15 protein-coding genes and 1 tRNA gene are annotated in these 15,354 nt (G+C 63.9%); 5 read left to right on the top strand and 11 right to left on the bottom strand.

Annotation, left to right across the window (positions count from 1 at the left end):
• The first annotated feature begins 60 nt into the window (after positions 1-60).
• Positions 61-2,898, top strand: coding sequence for a valine--tRNA ligase (locus AC30QB_RS07900; RefSeq protein ID WP_489545651.1), 2,838 nt, complete (start codon positions 61-63; stop codon positions 2,896-2,898).
• Here AC30QB_RS07900 and AC30QB_RS07895 read toward each other — a convergent pair.
• Positions 2,840-3,817 carry an NAD(P)-dependent oxidoreductase gene (locus tag AC30QB_RS07895; protein ID WP_489545650.1) on the bottom strand — a complete coding sequence of 326 codons (978 nt, stop codon included), beginning with the start codon at positions 3,815-3,817 and terminating at the stop codon, positions 2,840-2,842. The two genes, AC30QB_RS07900 and AC30QB_RS07895, sit on opposite strands and share 59 nt — an antisense overlap.
• Positions 3,818-3,921: 104 nt before the next feature.
• Between AC30QB_RS07895 and galU the strand changes: the two genes are divergently transcribed.
• On the top strand, positions 3,922-4,788 hold the full coding sequence (gene galU / locus AC30QB_RS07890) for a UTP--glucose-1-phosphate uridylyltransferase GalU (RefSeq protein ID WP_489545649.1): 867 nt from the start codon (positions 3,922-3,924) through the stop codon (positions 4,786-4,788).
• Between the two features lie 89 nt (positions 4,789-4,877).
• Here galU and AC30QB_RS07885 read toward each other — a convergent pair whose 3' ends face one another.
• From AC30QB_RS07885 to cysM, 3 genes are read right to left on the bottom strand one after another with little or no spacing between them, the layout of a single operon-like run.
• Entirely contained in the window at positions 4,878-5,105 is a 228-nt protein-coding gene (locus AC30QB_RS07885) for a sulfurtransferase TusA family protein (RefSeq protein ID WP_489545648.1), read from the bottom strand.
• Positions 5,106-5,115: 10 nt separating this feature from the next.
• Positions 5,116-5,664, bottom strand: a complete 549-nt coding sequence (locus AC30QB_RS07880; RefSeq protein ID WP_489545647.1) for an NUDIX domain-containing protein — start codon at positions 5,662-5,664, stop codon at positions 5,116-5,118.
• Between the two features lie 8 nt (positions 5,665-5,672).
• On the bottom strand, positions 5,673-6,578 hold the full coding sequence (cysM, locus tag AC30QB_RS07875) for a cysteine synthase CysM (RefSeq protein WP_489545646.1): 906 nt from the start codon (positions 6,576-6,578) through the stop codon (positions 5,673-5,675).
• A gap of 101 nt (positions 6,579-6,679) precedes the next feature.
• On the opposite strand from cysM, the gene hmgA reads away from it, so the two are divergent.
• A complete protein-coding gene (gene hmgA / locus AC30QB_RS07870) occupies positions 6,680-7,975 on the top strand; it encodes a homogentisate 1,2-dioxygenase (protein ID WP_489545645.1) in 1,296 nt (431 codons plus the stop codon).
• 21 nt (positions 7,976-7,996) lie between these two features.
• On the opposite strand, the gene AC30QB_RS07865 is transcribed toward hmgA, so the two are convergent.
• Positions 7,997-8,081: transfer RNA gene (locus AC30QB_RS07865), tRNA-Leu, on the bottom strand.
• Positions 8,082-8,172: 91 nt separating this feature from the next.
• On the opposite strand from AC30QB_RS07865, the gene AC30QB_RS07860 reads away from it, so the two are divergent.
• Positions 8,173-8,760, top strand: a complete 588-nt coding sequence (locus AC30QB_RS07860) for a rhomboid family intramembrane serine protease (RefSeq protein ID WP_489545644.1) — start codon at positions 8,173-8,175, stop codon at positions 8,758-8,760.
• A gap of 10 nt (positions 8,761-8,770) precedes the next feature.
• On the opposite strand, the gene AC30QB_RS07855 is transcribed toward AC30QB_RS07860, so the two are convergent.
• Positions 8,771-9,673, bottom strand: coding sequence for an SDR family oxidoreductase (locus tag AC30QB_RS07855; RefSeq protein WP_489545643.1), 903 nt, complete (start codon positions 9,671-9,673; stop codon positions 8,771-8,773).
• Positions 9,674-9,745: 72 nt separating this feature from the next.
• Between AC30QB_RS07855 and AC30QB_RS07850 the strand changes: the two genes are divergently transcribed.
• Positions 9,746-10,783, top strand: a complete 1,038-nt coding sequence (locus AC30QB_RS07850) for a CDP-6-deoxy-delta-3,4-glucoseen reductase (RefSeq protein WP_489545642.1) — start codon at positions 9,746-9,748, stop codon at positions 10,781-10,783.
• A gap of 47 nt (positions 10,784-10,830) precedes the next feature.
• On the opposite strand, the gene AC30QB_RS07845 is transcribed toward AC30QB_RS07850, so the two are convergent.
• From AC30QB_RS07845 to AC30QB_RS07825, 5 genes are all read right to left on the bottom strand, one after another.
• Positions 10,831-11,670 (bottom strand): CsgG/HfaB family protein, encoded by an 840-nt coding sequence (locus AC30QB_RS07845; RefSeq protein WP_489545641.1) that lies wholly within the window; start codon positions 11,668-11,670, stop codon positions 10,831-10,833.
• A 123-nt stretch (positions 11,671-11,793) separates the two neighbouring features.
• Positions 11,794-12,507 (bottom strand): ABC transporter ATP-binding protein, encoded by a 714-nt coding sequence (locus AC30QB_RS07840; RefSeq protein ID WP_489545640.1) that lies wholly within the window; start codon positions 12,505-12,507, stop codon positions 11,794-11,796.
• Positions 12,508-12,509: 2 nt separating this feature from the next.
• On the bottom strand, positions 12,510-13,289 hold the full coding sequence (locus AC30QB_RS07835) for an ABC transporter ATP-binding protein (protein ID WP_489545639.1): 780 nt from the start codon (positions 13,287-13,289) through the stop codon (positions 12,510-12,512).
• 12 nt (positions 13,290-13,301) lie between these two features.
• The gene (locus AC30QB_RS07830) at positions 13,302-14,393 is read right to left on the bottom strand and encodes a branched-chain amino acid ABC transporter permease (RefSeq protein WP_489545638.1); all 1,092 of its coding nucleotides are present in this window, start codon (positions 14,391-14,393) and stop codon (positions 13,302-13,304) included.
• Between the two features lie 15 nt (positions 14,394-14,408).
• Complete coding sequence (locus AC30QB_RS07825; RefSeq protein WP_489545637.1) at positions 14,409-15,332, bottom strand: branched-chain amino acid ABC transporter permease; 924 nt, start codon at positions 15,330-15,332, stop codon at positions 14,409-14,411.
• Positions 15,333-15,354: the final 22 nt, after the last annotated feature.

Here is a 15,354-nt window from a genome sequence, read left to right as displayed (position 1 = left end):
TACAATTCCGGCCTCCCCCGCTCACCTTTCGTGGCGCCGCTTTCCTGGCCCATCTGTCCCATGACCGAACTTGCCAAATCGTTTGAACCCGCCGCCATTGAAGCCAAATGGGGCAGCCTTTGGGAGCGCACCGGCGCCTACGAGCCCACGCTCGATGCGGCCAAGCCATCGTTCAGCATCCAGCTGCCCCCGCCCAATGTGACGGGCACGCTGCACATGGGCCATGCGTTCAACCAGACCATCATGGATTCGCTCACGCGCTACCACCGCATGAAGGGCGACAACACGCTGTGGGTACCGGGCACCGACCACGCCGGCATCGCCACGCAGATCGTGGTGGAGCGGCAGTTGGAGCAGCAAAAAATCAGCCGCCACGACCTGGGCCGCAAGAACTTCGTGGCCAAGGTGTGGGAGTGGAAAGAAGTCTCGGGCTCGACCATCACGCAGCAAATGCGCCGCATGGGCGCCTCTGTTGACTGGAAGCACGAGTACTTCACCATGGACGACGATTTGTCGCAGGTGGTCACTCAGACCTTCGTCACGCTCTACGAGCAGGGCCTGATCTACCGCGGCAAGCGGCTGGTGAGCTGGGACCCGGTGCTGAAGTCGGCGGTGTCTGACCTGGAAGTCGAAAGCGAAGAAGAAGATGGCTTTCTCTGGCACATACGCTACCCGCTGGCCGATGGTTCCGGTGAAGTGGTGGTGGCCACCACGCGGCCCGAAACGATGCTGGGCGACACCGCGGTGATGGTGCACCCGGAAGACGAGCGCTACACCGCGCTCATCGGCAAGCAAGTCACGCTGCCGCTGTGCGACCGCACGATTCCGGTGATTGCCGATGACTACGTCGACCGCGCCTTCGGCACCGGCGTGGTGAAGGTCACCCCGGCGCATGACGTGAACGACTACGCCGTGGGCCAGCGTCACAAGCTGCCGATGATTGGCGTGCTCGATCTCGATGCCAAGGTGAACCACAACGCGCCCGTGGCCTACCGCGGGCTAGACCGCTTCGTCGCCCGCAAGAAGGTGGTGGCCGACCTGGAAGCGCTGGGCCTGCTGGTCGAAGTGAAGAAGCACAAGCTGATGGTGCCGCGCTGCGCACGCACCGGCGCCATCGTCGAGCCCATGCTCACCGACCAGTGGTTCGTGGCGGTGAGCAAGCCGGGGCCAGATGGCAAGTCGATTGCGCAGAAGGCGGTCGATGCGGTGGCGTCAGGCTCAGTGCGGTTTGTGCCCGAGAACTGGGTCAATACCTATGACCAGTGGATGAAGAACATTCAAGACTGGTGCATTTCGCGCCAGCTGTGGTGGGGCCACCAGATTCCCGCGTGGTTCGGCACGAACGGCGAGCTGTTCGTGGCGCACGACGAAGCCGAAGCCCGTGCAAAAGCGCAGCAGGCGGGCTACAGCGGCGAGCTGCGCCGCGATGAAGACGTGCTCGACACCTGGTACTCGTCAGCGCTGGTGCCGTTCTCTTCGCTGGGCTGGCCTGAGAAGACCCAGGAGCTCGATCTCTTCTTGCCCAGCAGCGTGCTGGTCACAGGCTACGAGATCATCTTCTTCTGGGTGGCACGCATGATCATGCTGACCACCCACTTCACCGGCCGCGTGCCTTTCAAGACCGTGTACATCCACGGCATGGTGCGCGACAGTGAAGGCAAGAAAATGAGCAAATCCGAAGGGAACGTGCTCGACCCGGTCGACCTGATCGAAGGCGTGGACCTCGACACGCTGGTGAAGAAATCGACGGTGGGCTTGCGCAAGCCCGAGACCGCGCCCAAGGTGGCGGCGCGGGTGAGAAAAGAATTTCCCGAAGGCATGCCGGCCTACGGCGCCGACGCGCTGCGCTTCACCATGGCCAGCTACGCGAGCCTGGGCCGCAACATCAACTTCGACACCAAGCGCTGCGAGGGCTACCGCAACTTCTGCAACAAGCTCTGGAACGCCACTAAGTTCGTGCTGATGAACTGCGAAGGGCAAGACTGCGGGCTGAAGGAGCACACCAAGGCCGATTGCGCGCCGGGCGGGTCGGCCCACGGCTACCTGAGCTTCAGCCAGGCCGACCGCTGGGTCACGAGCGAGCTGCAGCGCGTGGAAGCGGCGGTGGCGCAAGGCTTTGCCGACTACCGCCTCGACAACGTGGCCAACACGATCTATCAATTCGTGTGGGACGAGTACTGCGACTGGTACATCGAGATCGCCAAGGTGCAAATTCAAACGGGCGACGAATCACAGCAGCGTGCCACGCGCCGCACGCTCATCCGCGTGCTGGAAACCATGCTGCGCCTGCTGCACCCCATCACGCCCTTCATCACCGCCGAGCTGTGGGACACGGTGGCGCCGATAGCGGGCCGCAAGGCGACCGACAGCATCGTCAACGCCGCTTACCCAAAGGCGCAACTCGACCGCATCGATGCCCAAGCCGACGCGTGGATGAACAAGCTCAAGGGCATGGTGGGTGCTTGCCGCACGCTGCGCAGCGAAATGCAGATTTCGCCGGCCGTGCGCGTGCCGCTCAACGGCTATGGTGACCAGGCCTTTTTGCGCGAAGCTGCGCCGGTGCTGAAGGCTCTCGCCAAGGTGTCGGAAGTGAACGTGCTCGACGACGAAGCGGCCTTCTCCCTGGCCACGCAGCAGTCACCCGTGGTCGTGCATGGCGAGGCGCGCCTGGCGCTGCATGTAGAGATCGATGTGGTGGCCGAAACCGAGCGCCTGAACAAAGAGATCGCCCGCCTCACAGGTGAGATCGCCAAGGCGAGCGGCAAGCTGTCTAACGAGTCTTTCGTGGCGCGCGCGCCGGCTGCCGTGGTGGCTCAGGAGCAGCAGCGCATTGCCGACTTCACTGCGGCTCTTGCTCGGCTGCAAGATCAGTTGGCACGCCTGGGTCGGTCGACCTGAATTCGCGCGGTGCGGGTGGGGTGGCCGCAAGCAGCTCGTCGATGCGCTTGGCCACGGCCCACGAGCTTCGCAAGCGCGATTCGCGGGTGGTGCTGGCCACACGAGGCGTGATCTGCAGGGTGTCCATGCCCCTGAGCGGTCGGCCTTCGTCCAGCGCGCCGGGCTCCAGGCTGTCGAGCCAGGCCGCCGCCACACGGCCGCTGATGAGCACGTCGGCCAGGGCGCGCTCGTTGAACACGCCAGAGTGCGCCACGCTCACGATCACCTGGTTCGGCTTGCAGAAGGGCAAGAAGCGCTCGCCCAGCAGGCCCTGGTAACGGCTGAAGTAGTTGAGCTGCACGCACACCGCGTCGCTCGTCTCCAGCAGGTCGCGCAAGCCCAGCGGGGTGACACGCCAGCGCTCCCACACGCCGTCGGTGGCATGGAGCGAGGGGTCGTAGCCCACCATGCGCGAGCCGAAGCCGCTCAGCATGTTGACCATGGCCTTGCCCGCGGGCGGCATGCCGATCAGGCCCACGGTGCAGGCCCCCAGCTCGCGGCCCACCAGCATGCCGTCAGCGCCTTCCACGGGCACGCGGCGCAGCAGCGAAAGCATGGCACCGATCATGAATTCGGCCTCGGCCTGCGCGGTGGCGGTGAGGCTGCGCACAACTTCGATGCCGGCCCGCGAGCAGGCGTCGAGATCGATATTTTCTGCACCACCGCTTACGCGCCCCACCGCCCGCAACACCGGGGCGTAGTGCAGCGTAGGCGCATCCAGCGCCAGCACCGAAGGAAGGATCAGGGCACGCACGTTGTAGAGTGATTGGCGGAACTCGCGGGTGTCGCGCAGCAACTCAGGTGCATAGCGCACTGAATAGCGCGCTGCCAGCCACTGAGTGACTTCGGCTTCCAGCGGCTCAATGATCAAAACATCCATGCAATCCCACCCATGCTCGGTGCATCCGCGTCACAACACGACGCGTCACAAACCGCGTGACACAATCTTCGAAGCACTTCCCCTACTTTCATGATTGTAAGCAAATGTTAGTCACTAAAGCGATCTTTCCGGTGGCAGGCCTGGGGACCCGGTTTCTGCCCGCGACAAAAGCACAACCCAAAGAAATGCTGCCGGTGGTCGACAAGCCGCTGATCCAGTACGCCGTCGAAGAGGCCTACGCAGCGGGTGTGCGCGAAATGATCTTCGTGACCGGCCGCCACAAGCGCCCGATCGAAGACCACTTTGACATGACCTTCGAGCTCGAAGTAGCCCTCGAACAGGCGGGCAAGCAGGAACTATTGGACGTTGTGCGATCGGTCAAACCCGATGACATGGAGTGCATCTACGTGCGCCAGCCTCAGGCGCTGGGCCTGGGCCACGCCGTGCTGTGCGCCCAGCGCCTGGTCGGCAACCACCCCTTCGCCGTGCTGTTGGCCGACGATCTGATGGTCGGCGAAAAACCCGTGCTGCAGCAGATGACCGAGCAATTCGAAGAGTGGCGCGTCTCGTTGCTGGCTGTGCAAGAGGTGCCGGCCGAGCAAACGCGCCGCTACGGCATCGTGGACGGCACGCCGGTCAACGATGTGTTGATGGATGTGAGCCGCATCGTCGAGAAGCCCGCCCCCGAAGACGCGCCCTCGCGCCTGGGGGTGGCCGGCCGCTACATCCTCACACCCGGAGTGTTCCTCGAGATCGCCAACCAGCCGCGCGGCGTGGGTGGCGAGATCCAACTCACCGACGGCATTGCCGGCCTGCTGCGCCGCGAGAAGGTGTTTGCCTACCGCTACGAAGGCAAGCGCTACGACTGCGGCAGCAAGGAAGGTTTCTTGCAGGCCAATGTGGAGTTGGCGCTCAAGCACCCGCAGTTGGGCCCGGGCTTTCGCGAGTACCTGCGTTCGGTCGAAATCTGATGACGCCCCCTCGGTCGGCAAGTACGCCGACCGATCCCCCGAGGGGGTGCGGGCCGGCTTGGGAGCGGCCCGGCGCTCGGCCCCCGCGCTCAGCGCCTACGCAGGTAATGCACAAACTCGTCGTTCGCCGCTGACTGCTCGACGAGTTCATTGCCCGTTTGCCGGGCGAAGGCCTGAAAGTCACGCACCGAGCCGGGGTCGGTGGCCACCACCTTGAGAATGTCACCGCTGCTCATGTCCGCCAGGGCCTTCTTGGCCTTGAGGATGGGCAACGGGCAGTTCAGGCCGCGGGTGTCGAGTTCTTTGTGAAAGTCCATGGGCTGAGCCTCATTCAGTGGGCCGACGTGGCGGCAGGTCCATCCACTGTGGCGTGATGCCGCGCGAGATAAGCCAATCGGCCATCGCCTGACCCGTGCCCGCGGGCCAGCATTTCACCTCGGCGGGAGCCATGGTCTTGTACTCGGCCAGCTCCGGCGACAACACGATCTCGCCGTGCGCTACCGCGTGGTAGGCAATGATCACCTGGTTCATGCGTTGGAAGTCATAGACACCGATCAGCTTGAGCGCATCGACCTTGAGCGAGGTTTCTTCGCCCACTTCGCGCTCGATGCCGCCCATCGGCGTTTCACCCGCCTCCATGAAGCCGGTGATGAGCCCGAAGAACCGGCCAGGCCAGGCCGCATTGCGTGCCAGCAGCACCTGGCCATCGCGGTCGGCCAACTCGATCACCGCAGCGAGCACGGGGGTCGGGTTGTTCCAGTGCGTCCACTCGCAGGCTGGGCAGCGGGTGCGAACCTTGGGGCCGCCGTCTTCGTCGATCGACAGTTGCTGCAGCGGCGTGGCGCAGTTGGGGCAGTAGGTGTGTTGATGCTTCATAGGGCTGATCAGGCGGGGAAAACGCCGGTGGACAGGTAGCGGTCACCACGGTCGCAGACGACAAAGACAATGGTGGCGTTCTCCACCGTCTTGGCGATTTGCAGCGCCACCCAGCAAGCGCCAGCAGCAGAGATGCCGGCAAACAGGCCTTCTTCGCGTGCGAGCCGGCGGGCCATCTCTTCAGCCGCGTCTTGCGTCACGTTGACGGTCTCGTCGATGCAGGTCGGGTCGTAGATCTTTGGCAGGTAGGCCTCAGGCCATTTGCGTATGCCCGGAATGCGTGACCCTTCGGCCGGCTGGGCGCCGATCACTTGCACCGAGGGCTTCTTCTCCTTCAGGAAACGCGAGGTGCCTGTGATGGTGCCCGTGGTGCCCATCGCACTCACGAAATGGCTGACGTGCCCTTCGGTGTCGGCCCAGATCTCGGGGCCTGTGGTCTCGTAGTGCACGCGCGGGTTGTCGCCGTTGGCGAACTGGTCGAGCACCCGGCCTTTGCCGTCGCGCTGCATCTGCTCGGCCAGGTCACGCGCGTACTCCATGCCACCGCTGCGCGGGGTGAGGACCAGCTCGGCACCAAAGGCCTTCATGGTCTGCGCGCGCTCGATGCTCAGGTCCTCCGGCATGATCAACACCATGCGGTAACCGCGAATAGCAGCCGCCATCGCGAGCGCAATGCCCGTGTTGCCGGAGGTGGCCTCGATGAGGGTGTCGCCGGGCTTGATGTCACCGCGCTCTTCGGCCCGTCGGATCATGCTGATGGCCGGCCTGTCTTTCACCGAGCCCGCCGGGTTGTTGCCCTCCAGCTTGCCCAGTATCACGTTGCCGCGCTTGTCGTTGTCAACGCCCGGCACACGCATCAGGCGCACAAGTGGTGTGTGCCCGATCGCGTCTTCAATCGTCTTGTATCGCACCATGCTGTTCTTGGGCAGTTCTGTTCTCGACGCATTGTGGCAGGGCCTTCAAAGGCCATGGGGAAGCGGTGACATGCGCGGCACGCCCCGGCAGAATGCGCCCCATGACGAACGATGTTCATCGCTACCAGAGCGGCTTTGGCAACGAATTTGCTACCGAGGCGGTCCCCGGCGCGCTGCCACAAGGGCGCAACAGCCCGCAGCGCGCACCATTCGATTTGTATGCCGAGCTGGTGTCGGGCACGGCCTTTACCGCGCCGCGCCATGAGAACCGGCGCTCTTGGCTGTACCGCCGGCAGCCCTCCGTCGTGTCAGGCCGCTATGAGGCCTTTGAGCAGGCGAGTTGGCTGAGCGCGGCCCCACAAAGCGCGGTGATGCCGCCCGAGCCCTTGCGCTGGCACCCCTTCTCCATCCCTGAGACACCGACCGACTTTGTCGACGGCATCAGCACCCTCGCCACCAATGGCAGCGTCGAAAGCCAGACGGGCATGGCCGTCCACATCTACACCTGCAATCGCTCGATGCAGCAGCGCGCGCTCGTCAATGCAGATGGCGAAATGCTGCTGGTGCCGCAACAAGGGCGCTTGTCGATACGCACCGAGCTGGGCGTGCTCGAGATTGCCCCCGGCGAGATCGCACTCATTCCCCGCGGCATCGTCTTTCGCGTGGCTCTGCTCGACGGCCCTTCTCGCGGCTACATCTGCGAAAACCACGGCGCGCTTTTTCGCCTGCCCGAGCTGGGGCCCATAGGCTCAAATGGCCTGGCCAATGCGCGCGATTTCCAGGCCCCGGTGGCGAGCTTCGAAGACAGCGCCGGGCCCCACGATCTGATCAAAAAATTCGGCGGGTGCCTGTGGCGCTCGACGCTCGCGCGCTCACCCTTCAACGTGGTGGCCTGGCACGGCAACCTCACGCCGGTGAAGTACGACACCGCCCACTTCATGACCCTCGGCTCCATCAGCTTCGATCACCCCGATCCGTCGATCTTCACTGTGCTCACGTCACCCTCAGACACACCCGGCACGGCCAACTGCGATTTCGTGATCTTCCCGCCGCGCTGGCTGGTGGCGGAAGACACTTTCCGCCCGCCCTGGTACCACCGCAACTTCATGAGCGAGTTCATGGGCTTGGTGTACGGCGAGTACGACGCCAAGCCGCAAGGTTTTCGGCCCGGGGGCGCGTCTCTGCACAACTGCATGGTGCCGCATGGGCCCGACGCCGAAGCCTTCGAGAAAGCCAGCACGGCGCCGCTGGCGCCGCACAAGCTGGACAACACCTTGGCCTTCATGTTCGAGAGCCGCTACCGCCTGGTGCCTACGAGCTTTGCGCTGAATGGAGGCGCACTCGACGCCGTCTACTCGGGCTGCTGGGCGCAGCTTGCGGACAAGTTCAAACCCTGAAGTTCGAACCGTGATGATGGATGGTGCCTCGGGTCGGAATCGAACCGACACTCCTTGCGGAACGGGATTTTGAGTCCCGCGCGTCTACCGATTTCGCCACCGAGGCCGGTGCAGCAGAGGGCGAGATTTTGCCACAGCTCTCAGGCGTCTCCGGGCAAACCGGGTACCCTTGCCGCTTTATTCTTCCCGCCTAACGCATGCCCCCGATTCCACCAATCACGCAGTTCCTGATGCTGGCTTGCACGGGCATTTTCTGCCTGCAGCAGTTCACGCCCATCGCATACTGGACCGCGCTCTTCCCTGTGGGCAGCAGCCTCTTCTGGCCTTGGCAGCTGCTCACCTATGCCTTCTTGCATGGCGACACGCTGCATCTCTTCTTCAACATGCTGGGTCTGTGGATGTTCGGTGCCGAACTGGAGATGATGTGGGGCCGCAAGCGCTACTTGAGCTTTCTCGCCATCGGTGCCGTCTTCGGCGGGCTGACCTTCGTGATTGCCACGGCCCTGCCCGGTATGGGCAACAACAGCCTGGTGGGCGCCTCGGGTTCCATCTATGCCTTGCTGATGGCCACGGCGATGTATTTCCCCGACCGCACCATAATGCCGCTCTTCCCGCCCATCCCGATGAAGATGAAGGTGTTCGTGGCGGTCTTCGGTGCCATCTCGCTGGTGCTGGGCCTGGCCGGTGGGCTGGGCTCGTTGGCCCACCTGGGCGGCATGGTCGGCGGCTTCCTCACTATCCGCTACTGGCGCGGGCAAACGCCCTTCAATCAGCGGCGCCGCTGAGTTCCGCGCTTCAGGCGAGCAGGCCTTCGGTCACTGTCGGGTAGTGCAGCTTCAAGCGCAGCTCGCGCTTGAGCCGTTGGTTGTCGAGGCGGCGCGACTCACTCATGAACGACATCTGCGTGGGCGAAAGCTGCTCGCCAGCCTCTGCCCGCCGCACCCGCAGTGGGCGTGGCAACGCGCACAGGTCGGCGGCCAGATCGAAGTAGTCACCCATCTTTAACTCGGTGTCATCGCTCGCATGCACGATGCGTTGCGGCAGGCCGCGGTGCAGCGCAGCCACGCAGGCGCGGGCCAAGTCGTCGGCGTGGATGTGGTTGGTGTACACGTCGTCTTCGCCCGCGAGCACGGGTGTGCCGCGCGCCAAGCGCTCACGCGGGTGGCCGCCAGGCCGGTCGCCGGCGTAGATGCCCGGAATGCGCAGCACGCTGACCCGCACTCCGAATGCGCGACCGTACCAGCGCATGCGGGCCTCTGCATCGACTCTGCGCCGGGCGCGATCGGTGGCTGGGTTCACCGCTCGCGTTTCGTTGAAACGCGCACCTTGCGCGTCGCCATACACGCCACTGGTGCTGGCGTACACGATGCGCCGCACAAGGCCTTTGCGCGCCAGAGCCTGCAGCAAATGCTGAGTACGCGTGTCGGTTTCGCCTAGCCCCGGTGGCGGCGCGAGGTGAAGCACCGCGTCGGCCAAGCCGGCCAGGCGTGCCAGGGTCTCGGGTGAGTCCAGGTTGCCGATCAGGGGCAACACACCCGCTTCGCGCAAGGCAGGCGCGCGCTGCGGGCTTGAGGTGAGCGCGAGCAGGCGCCATTGCCCGCTCAGCAACCGAGCCACGCGCAGGCCTACGTCGCCGCACCCGATGATCAGCAACGTCGGTCGTTTGAAGCGGGTGGGAAAGCTGGCCAGAAGGGGCATGGACGGGCGCGCCTAGTAACAAGCGGGCAAAATCGCCGGCTGTTTTGTGTTTTGTGCGAGCGAGGTTATCCGATGACGTTCAACGTGACCGTCCAGCCCAGTGGAGTGAGTTTTACCGTCGAGCGCGACGAGCCGATTCTGGTGGCAGCCATACGCCAAGGCGTGGGCCTTCCCTATGGCTGCCGCGATGGCGCTTGTGGCTCGTGCAAGTGCAAGCTGATCGAAGGCCGGGTGATTCACGGCACTCACCAGGCCAAGGCGCTAAGCCCGGCTGAAGAAGAAGCTGGCTACACCCTCACCTGCCGCGCAGCGCCACAAACAGACGTGATCCTTGAAGCACGCACTGTGGCCGGAGCCGGCGATTTCGCGGTGCGCAAGATGCCGTGCCGCGTGACCACCCTCACCAAGCCCACGCACGACGTGGCGGTGCTGCAGCTGCAGCTGCCCGCCAACGATGCGCTGCAGTACCGCGCCGGCCAGTACATCGAGTTCGTGCTGCGCGACGGTCACCGCCGCAGCTACAGCATGGCCAACGCACCCGGCATGCAAGGCGACAAACCGGGCATCGAGCTGCACATACGCCACATGCCGGGCGGCGTGTTCACCGATCATGTGTTCGGTGCGATGAAAGAGAAAGAAATCTTGCGCCTCGAAGGCCCGTTCGGCAGCTTCTTCCTGCGCGAAGACAGCGCCAAGCCCGTCGTGCTGCTGGCCAGCGGCACCGGCTTAGCCCCCGTGAAAGCCATCATCGAGCACATGCGGTTCAAGGCCATCACGCGGCCTGCCGTGCTGTACTGGGGTTGCCGCAGCAAGGTCGACCTCTACATGAACGACTGGTGCGCAGAGGCCGCACGAACGATGCCCAATCTGCGCTATGTGCCAGTGCTCTCCGAGCCGCAAGCGCAAGACGCATGGGCGGGCCGCACCGGCTTCGTGCACCAGGCGGTGATGGCCGATTGGCCTGACCTTTCGGGCCATCAGGTGTATGCCTGTGGCGCCCCGATCATGGTGGATTCGGCACAAAGGGATTTCGTCGCGCACTGCAATCTGCCGCTCGACGAGTTCTATGCCGACAGCTTCACCTCAGAAGCCGACAAGCACGGCGATTGAATCGCGACAGGCTCGGGGCCAGGCCCGAGCCTTGACGAAAGCGGGGGCTACCTCTTGATCTCGCGTGAGGCCGGCGTGCTGCCGCCGTCCACACCCAGGCGACCGCCGGTGCCCAGGCCACCCTTGACGGTTTGCGCCTTGTAGGTGCGCAGCGACTTGACCATCTGGTTGAACGAATCGGCAAACGCCGCCACCACCACCTTGCCCTGTGGCGTGTTGGAGTAGCCGCCCCCGCCGCCAGCCAAGCCACCGGTGAAGGCCGCGCCGAACATGCCGAAGTCAAAGTTGCCGGCCGTGCCTTCAGATGCAGCGATCTGCACGCCAGAGCGGTTGTCGATCAAGAGCAAGGTGGTCGACGCCTCGTTGCGCTTTACGTTGCCGGCCACCGCGCCGAGCAAGCCCAGCTTGCCGGTGAGCAGGCCAGCACTTGCGCCACCCGTGCGGCCAGAGAACTGGATGGCCGGGCTCAGGGTGTAGTCGGCCGAGACCATCTGGCCTTTCTGGAAGTTGCTGCCCTGGCGCATTTCGCCGGAAGATTCGAGCTGGCGCTCACGCATCATGTTGTTCATCGCGCGGCCACGCTCCACGATCACGAAGCAATTGCTCTGCTGGATCATCAGGCGCAGCACTGGCAGCGTAGAGCCGAGCTGGTTGCGCCGCAGCTCGTAATACCAGGGCGCGTTGGTTTCTTCTTCCAGCGCGATGGTGCCGAGCGTCTCGCCGCACTTCTCAAGCTGGCTGTTGTTGTTCTGCGCAGACTCACCGCCGGCCGAACCCGAAACAGTGCCCTTGTTGCCCCCCATGGAGGGGGCTGTGGAGCCGCAGCCCGCAAGCAGCGTGCTCACCGCCGCAGCAAGTGCGAGTTGTTTGAACAGAGTTGAGTTCATTGTGGAAACCTCTCACGGGTGACATGCCAAGACGGGCTGCGAAGAAGTATAGATTCGGGGCCGCGCGAAAGCCTCCTTCAAACAGCCGGAGGTGACTTTGGTCGTCTGGCAGAAACGTGCTGGCTATTCGCCCAGATAGGCGGCGCGCACTTTAGGGTCACTAAGCAAGGCAGATGCCTCGCCGCTCATCGTGACCTCGCCCGACTCCATCACGTAGCCCCGGTTGGCGAGCTGCAAGGCGCGGCTGGCGTTTTGCTCGACCAGCAGAATCGTGACGCCCTGCTTGGCAATGTCGGCCACCACCTCAAAGATCTTGTCGACCATGATGGGCGACAAGCCCATCGAAGGCTCGTCCATCAGCAGCACCTTGGGCCGGGCCATCAGCGCACGGCCCATCGCGAGCATCTGCTGCTCACCGCACGACATGGTGCCGGCCAGTTGGTTACGGCGCTCCTTCAGGCGCGGAAAGATGCCAAACACCTTGTCGATGTCGGCGTCGATCTCTTTGTCTTTGCGCACGAAGGCACCCATCAGCAGGTTCTCGGTGATCGACATGCGCGTGAAAGTGCCGCGTCCCTCGGGCACCATCACCAGACCTTGCTTGACCAGATCCCAGGGGCCTTGCCCCTTGATGGAGTGGCCCAGGTATTCGATTTCGCCAGCGGCAACTGGCTGCAAACCCGTGATGGCCTTGAGCGTGGTGGTCTTGCCTGCGCCATTGGCACCGATCAGGCTGACAAGCTCGCCTTCGTTGACCTCGAACGACACGCCCTTTACCGCCTGTATGCCGCCATAGGCCACCTTCAGGCCGCTGACTTTGAGGAATGTGGTGGTCATGTTCAGTGTGCCTTGTGGCCGGCGCCGAGGTAGGCCTCGATCACCTTCTCGTTGCGTTGCACGTCGGCTGGTGTGCCTTCAGCGATTTGCTTGCCGTAGTCGAGCACGGTCACGCGGTCGCACAGACCCATCACGAGCTTCACGTCGTGCTCGATCAGGAGGATGGTGCGGCCGTCTTTGCGGATGGTGTCGATGAGCTCGCGCAACACGATCTTCTCGGTGGCGTTCATGCCGGCGGCCGGCTCGTCGAGCGCAATCAGCTTGGGGTCGGTGGCGAGCGCGCGTGCGATCTCAAGGCGGCGCTGGTCGCCGTAGCTCAGCGTGCGCGCCTTGAACTCGGCGTACTTGCCTATGCCCACGTAGTCGAGCAGCTCTTGCGCACGCTTGGCAATGGCCGCCTCTTCGGCCTTGAAGCTGCCCGTGCGGAACACCGCGCCGATCAGGCCCGAGGCGGTGCGCACATGGCGGCCGACCATCACGTTCTCCAACGCCGTCATTTCGGAGAAGAGGCGAATGTTTTGAAAAGTGCGCGCAATGCCGGCCTTGGCCACCTCGTGCACCGCGGTGGGCTTGTAGGGCTTGCCACCCAGCTCGAAGCTGCCGGAATCGGGCGTGTACAAACCCGTGAGCACGTTGAAGAAGGTGGTCTTGCCGGCGCCGTTGGGGCCGATCAGGCCGTAGACCTGGCCGGCCTCGATGCTGATGCCTACGTCGGACAAAGCCTGCAAGCCCCCGAAGCGCTTGGAGACACCACTGACTTTGAGTACGCTGTTTGTTGTCATGATGCCGGCTCCTTACTTCGTCTGCTCCATCGGCGCCGCCTTGCCGTGCTCAGGCGTGGGCCACAGCCCGCGCGGGCGCGCCAGCATGATGCCGATCATGGCCAGTGCGATCAGCAGCTGGCGCAGGATGGAGGCGTCGAGCCGGCCGTCGGTCATGCTCTGCAAAGGGCCCGCCACATAGCGCAAGACTTCGGGCAAGGCAGCGAGCAAAAGCGCGCCGATGATCACCCCCGGGATGTGGCCAATGCCGCCCAGCACCACCATGGCAACAATCATCACCGACTCTTGCAGGCTGAACGACTCGGGCGACACGAAGCCCTGGAAGCTCGCGAACAGCACGCCCGACACGCCACCGAAGGTAGCGCCCATGCCGAAGGCCAACAGCTTCAGGTTGCGGGTGTTGATGCCCATGGCCTTGGCGGCGACCTCGTCTTCGCGTATGGCCATCCATGCGCGGCCGATGCGCGAGCGCTCGAGCCGGTAGCAGATGACCACGCTGATGACCACCATTGCCAAGAAGAAATAGTAGTAGTTGGTGACCGACGGAATCTCGAAACCGAAAACGGTATGCGTCTTGGCGAAGTCGTAGCCGAGGATCTCGACAGGGTCGATCTGGCTCAGGCCTTTGGGGCCATTGGTGATGTTGACCGGGGCGTCGAGATTGGTCACGAACACGCGGATGATCTCGCCGAAACCGAGCGTCACGATGGCCAGATAATCACCGCGCAGCTTGAGCGTGGGCGCGCCCAGCACCACGCCAAAGGTACCGGCAAGCAACGCCCCCAGTGGGATGACAGCCCACCACGGCATGTGTACGCCGCCAGGGAAAGCGGCCGCAATGCCCGGGAAAGTCTCTGACAAATGCGGCGACGCCAGCAAGCCCAGCATATAGGCGCCCACCGCGTAGAAAGCCACGTAACCCAGGTCGAGCAGGCCGGCATAGCCGACCACGATGTTCAGGCCCAGCGCCAGCAGTACATAGAGCAAGGCAATGTCGATGATGCGCACCCAGGCATTGCCAAACTGCTGTGCGATGAGCGGCGCGATGAGCAGCAACACGCCGGCGATGAGGAAGACGCTGAGCTTGTTGTCTCTGAGTTTCATGAGAGGCTCCAGCGGTCAGGCGCGGTCGGCTACACGCTCGCCGAGCAGGCCTTGCGGCCGCAAAGTGAGCACCAGGATGAGCACGATGAAGGCGAAGATGTCTTGGTAGTTGCTGCCCAACACACCGCCCGTCAGGTCGCCGATGTAACCGGCGCCCAGCGCCTCTATCAAACCCAGGAGAACACCGCCCACCATGGCGCCGGCCAGGTTGCCGATACCGCCGAACACCGCGGCTGTGAAGGCCTTCAGGCCGGGCAGGAAGCCCATGGTGTGCTGCACCGAACCATAGTTGGAGGCGTACATCACGCCGGCCAGCGCAGCGAGCGCAGCGCCAATGATGAAGGTCGCCGAGATCACCATGTCGGGTCGCACGCCCATCAGGCCGGCGACGCGTGGGTTTTCAGCGGTGGCGCGCATCGCGCGGCCGAGCTTGGTGCGGTTGACCAGGTACATCAACCCCGCCAGCGTGACGGCGGTGGTGACCAGGATGACGATCTGCACGGTGTTGATCACCGCCCCGCCGATGTTGAAGGGCTCCGAAGGCAGCAAGATCGGATACGGCTTGGGGTTGGGCTTCCAGATGATCATGGCCAGCGTCTGCAAGAGCAGCGACATGCCCATCGCCGTGATCAGCGGGGCCAGGCGCGGCGCGCTGCGCAACGGCCGGTAGGCGATCTTCTCGATGCTGAAATTGAGCACGGCACACACGACGATGGCGGCAATGAGCGAGATCAACATCAGCAGCCAGCCCGGCCAACCGGTGCTGGCGAGCATGCTCACCACCGTCCAGCTGGTGAGTGCGCCCACCATCAACACCTCACCGTGGGCGAAGTTGATGAGGTTGATGATGCCGTAGACCATGGTGTAGCCCAGTGCCACCAGCGCATACACGCTGCCGAGCACCAGACCATTGATGATCTGCTGGATGAAAGTGTCCATCGAGGAGTCTCCTGGGAAAACC

The sequence above is a fragment of the Rhizobacter sp. genome (assembly GCF_046595475.1).
Taxonomy (GTDB): Bacteria; Pseudomonadota; Gammaproteobacteria; order Burkholderiales; family Burkholderiaceae_C; genus Rhizobacter.
Note: the sequence above shows the minus strand (reverse complement) of the source record. Positions and strands in the feature narration are given on the sequence as shown.

Bases quoted from the DNA above. Each gene is read 5' to 3' on its own strand.
- AC30QB_RS07900 (WP_489545651.1), top strand. From the start codon at position 61: ATGACCGAACTTGCCAAATCGTTTGAACCCGCCGCCATTGAAGCCAAA.
- AC30QB_RS07895 (WP_489545650.1), bottom strand. From the start codon at position 3,817: ATGGATGTTTTGATCATTGAGCCGCTGGAAGCCGAAGTCACTCAGTGG.
- galU (WP_489545649.1), top strand. From the start codon at position 3,922: ATGTTAGTCACTAAAGCGATCTTTCCGGTGGCAGGCCTGGGGACCCGG.
- AC30QB_RS07885 (WP_489545648.1), bottom strand. From the start codon at position 5,105: ATGGACTTTCACAAAGAACTCGACACCCGCGGCCTGAACTGCCCGTTG.
- AC30QB_RS07880 (WP_489545647.1), bottom strand. From the start codon at position 5,664: ATGAAGCATCAACACACCTACTGCCCCAACTGCGCCACGCCGCTGCAG.
- cysM (WP_489545646.1), bottom strand. From the start codon at position 6,578: ATGGTGCGATACAAGACGATTGAAGACGCGATCGGGCACACACCACTT.
- hmgA (WP_489545645.1), top strand. From the start codon at position 6,680: ATGACGAACGATGTTCATCGCTACCAGAGCGGCTTTGGCAACGAATTT.
- AC30QB_RS07860 (WP_489545644.1), top strand. From the start codon at position 8,173: ATGCCCCCGATTCCACCAATCACGCAGTTCCTGATGCTGGCTTGCACG.
- AC30QB_RS07855 (WP_489545643.1), bottom strand. From the start codon at position 9,673: ATGCCCCTTCTGGCCAGCTTTCCCACCCGCTTCAAACGACCGACGTTG.
- AC30QB_RS07850 (WP_489545642.1), top strand. From the start codon at position 9,746: ATGACGTTCAACGTGACCGTCCAGCCCAGTGGAGTGAGTTTTACCGTC.
- AC30QB_RS07845 (WP_489545641.1), bottom strand. From the start codon at position 11,670: ATGAACTCAACTCTGTTCAAACAACTCGCACTTGCTGCGGCGGTGAGC.
- AC30QB_RS07840 (WP_489545640.1), bottom strand. From the start codon at position 12,507: ATGACCACCACATTCCTCAAAGTCAGCGGCCTGAAGGTGGCCTATGGC.
- AC30QB_RS07835 (WP_489545639.1), bottom strand. From the start codon at position 13,289: ATGACAACAAACAGCGTACTCAAAGTCAGTGGTGTCTCCAAGCGCTTC.
- AC30QB_RS07830 (WP_489545638.1), bottom strand. From the start codon at position 14,393: ATGAAACTCAGAGACAACAAGCTCAGCGTCTTCCTCATCGCCGGCGTG.
- AC30QB_RS07825 (WP_489545637.1), bottom strand. From the start codon at position 15,332: ATGGACACTTTCATCCAGCAGATCATCAATGGTCTGGTGCTCGGCAGC.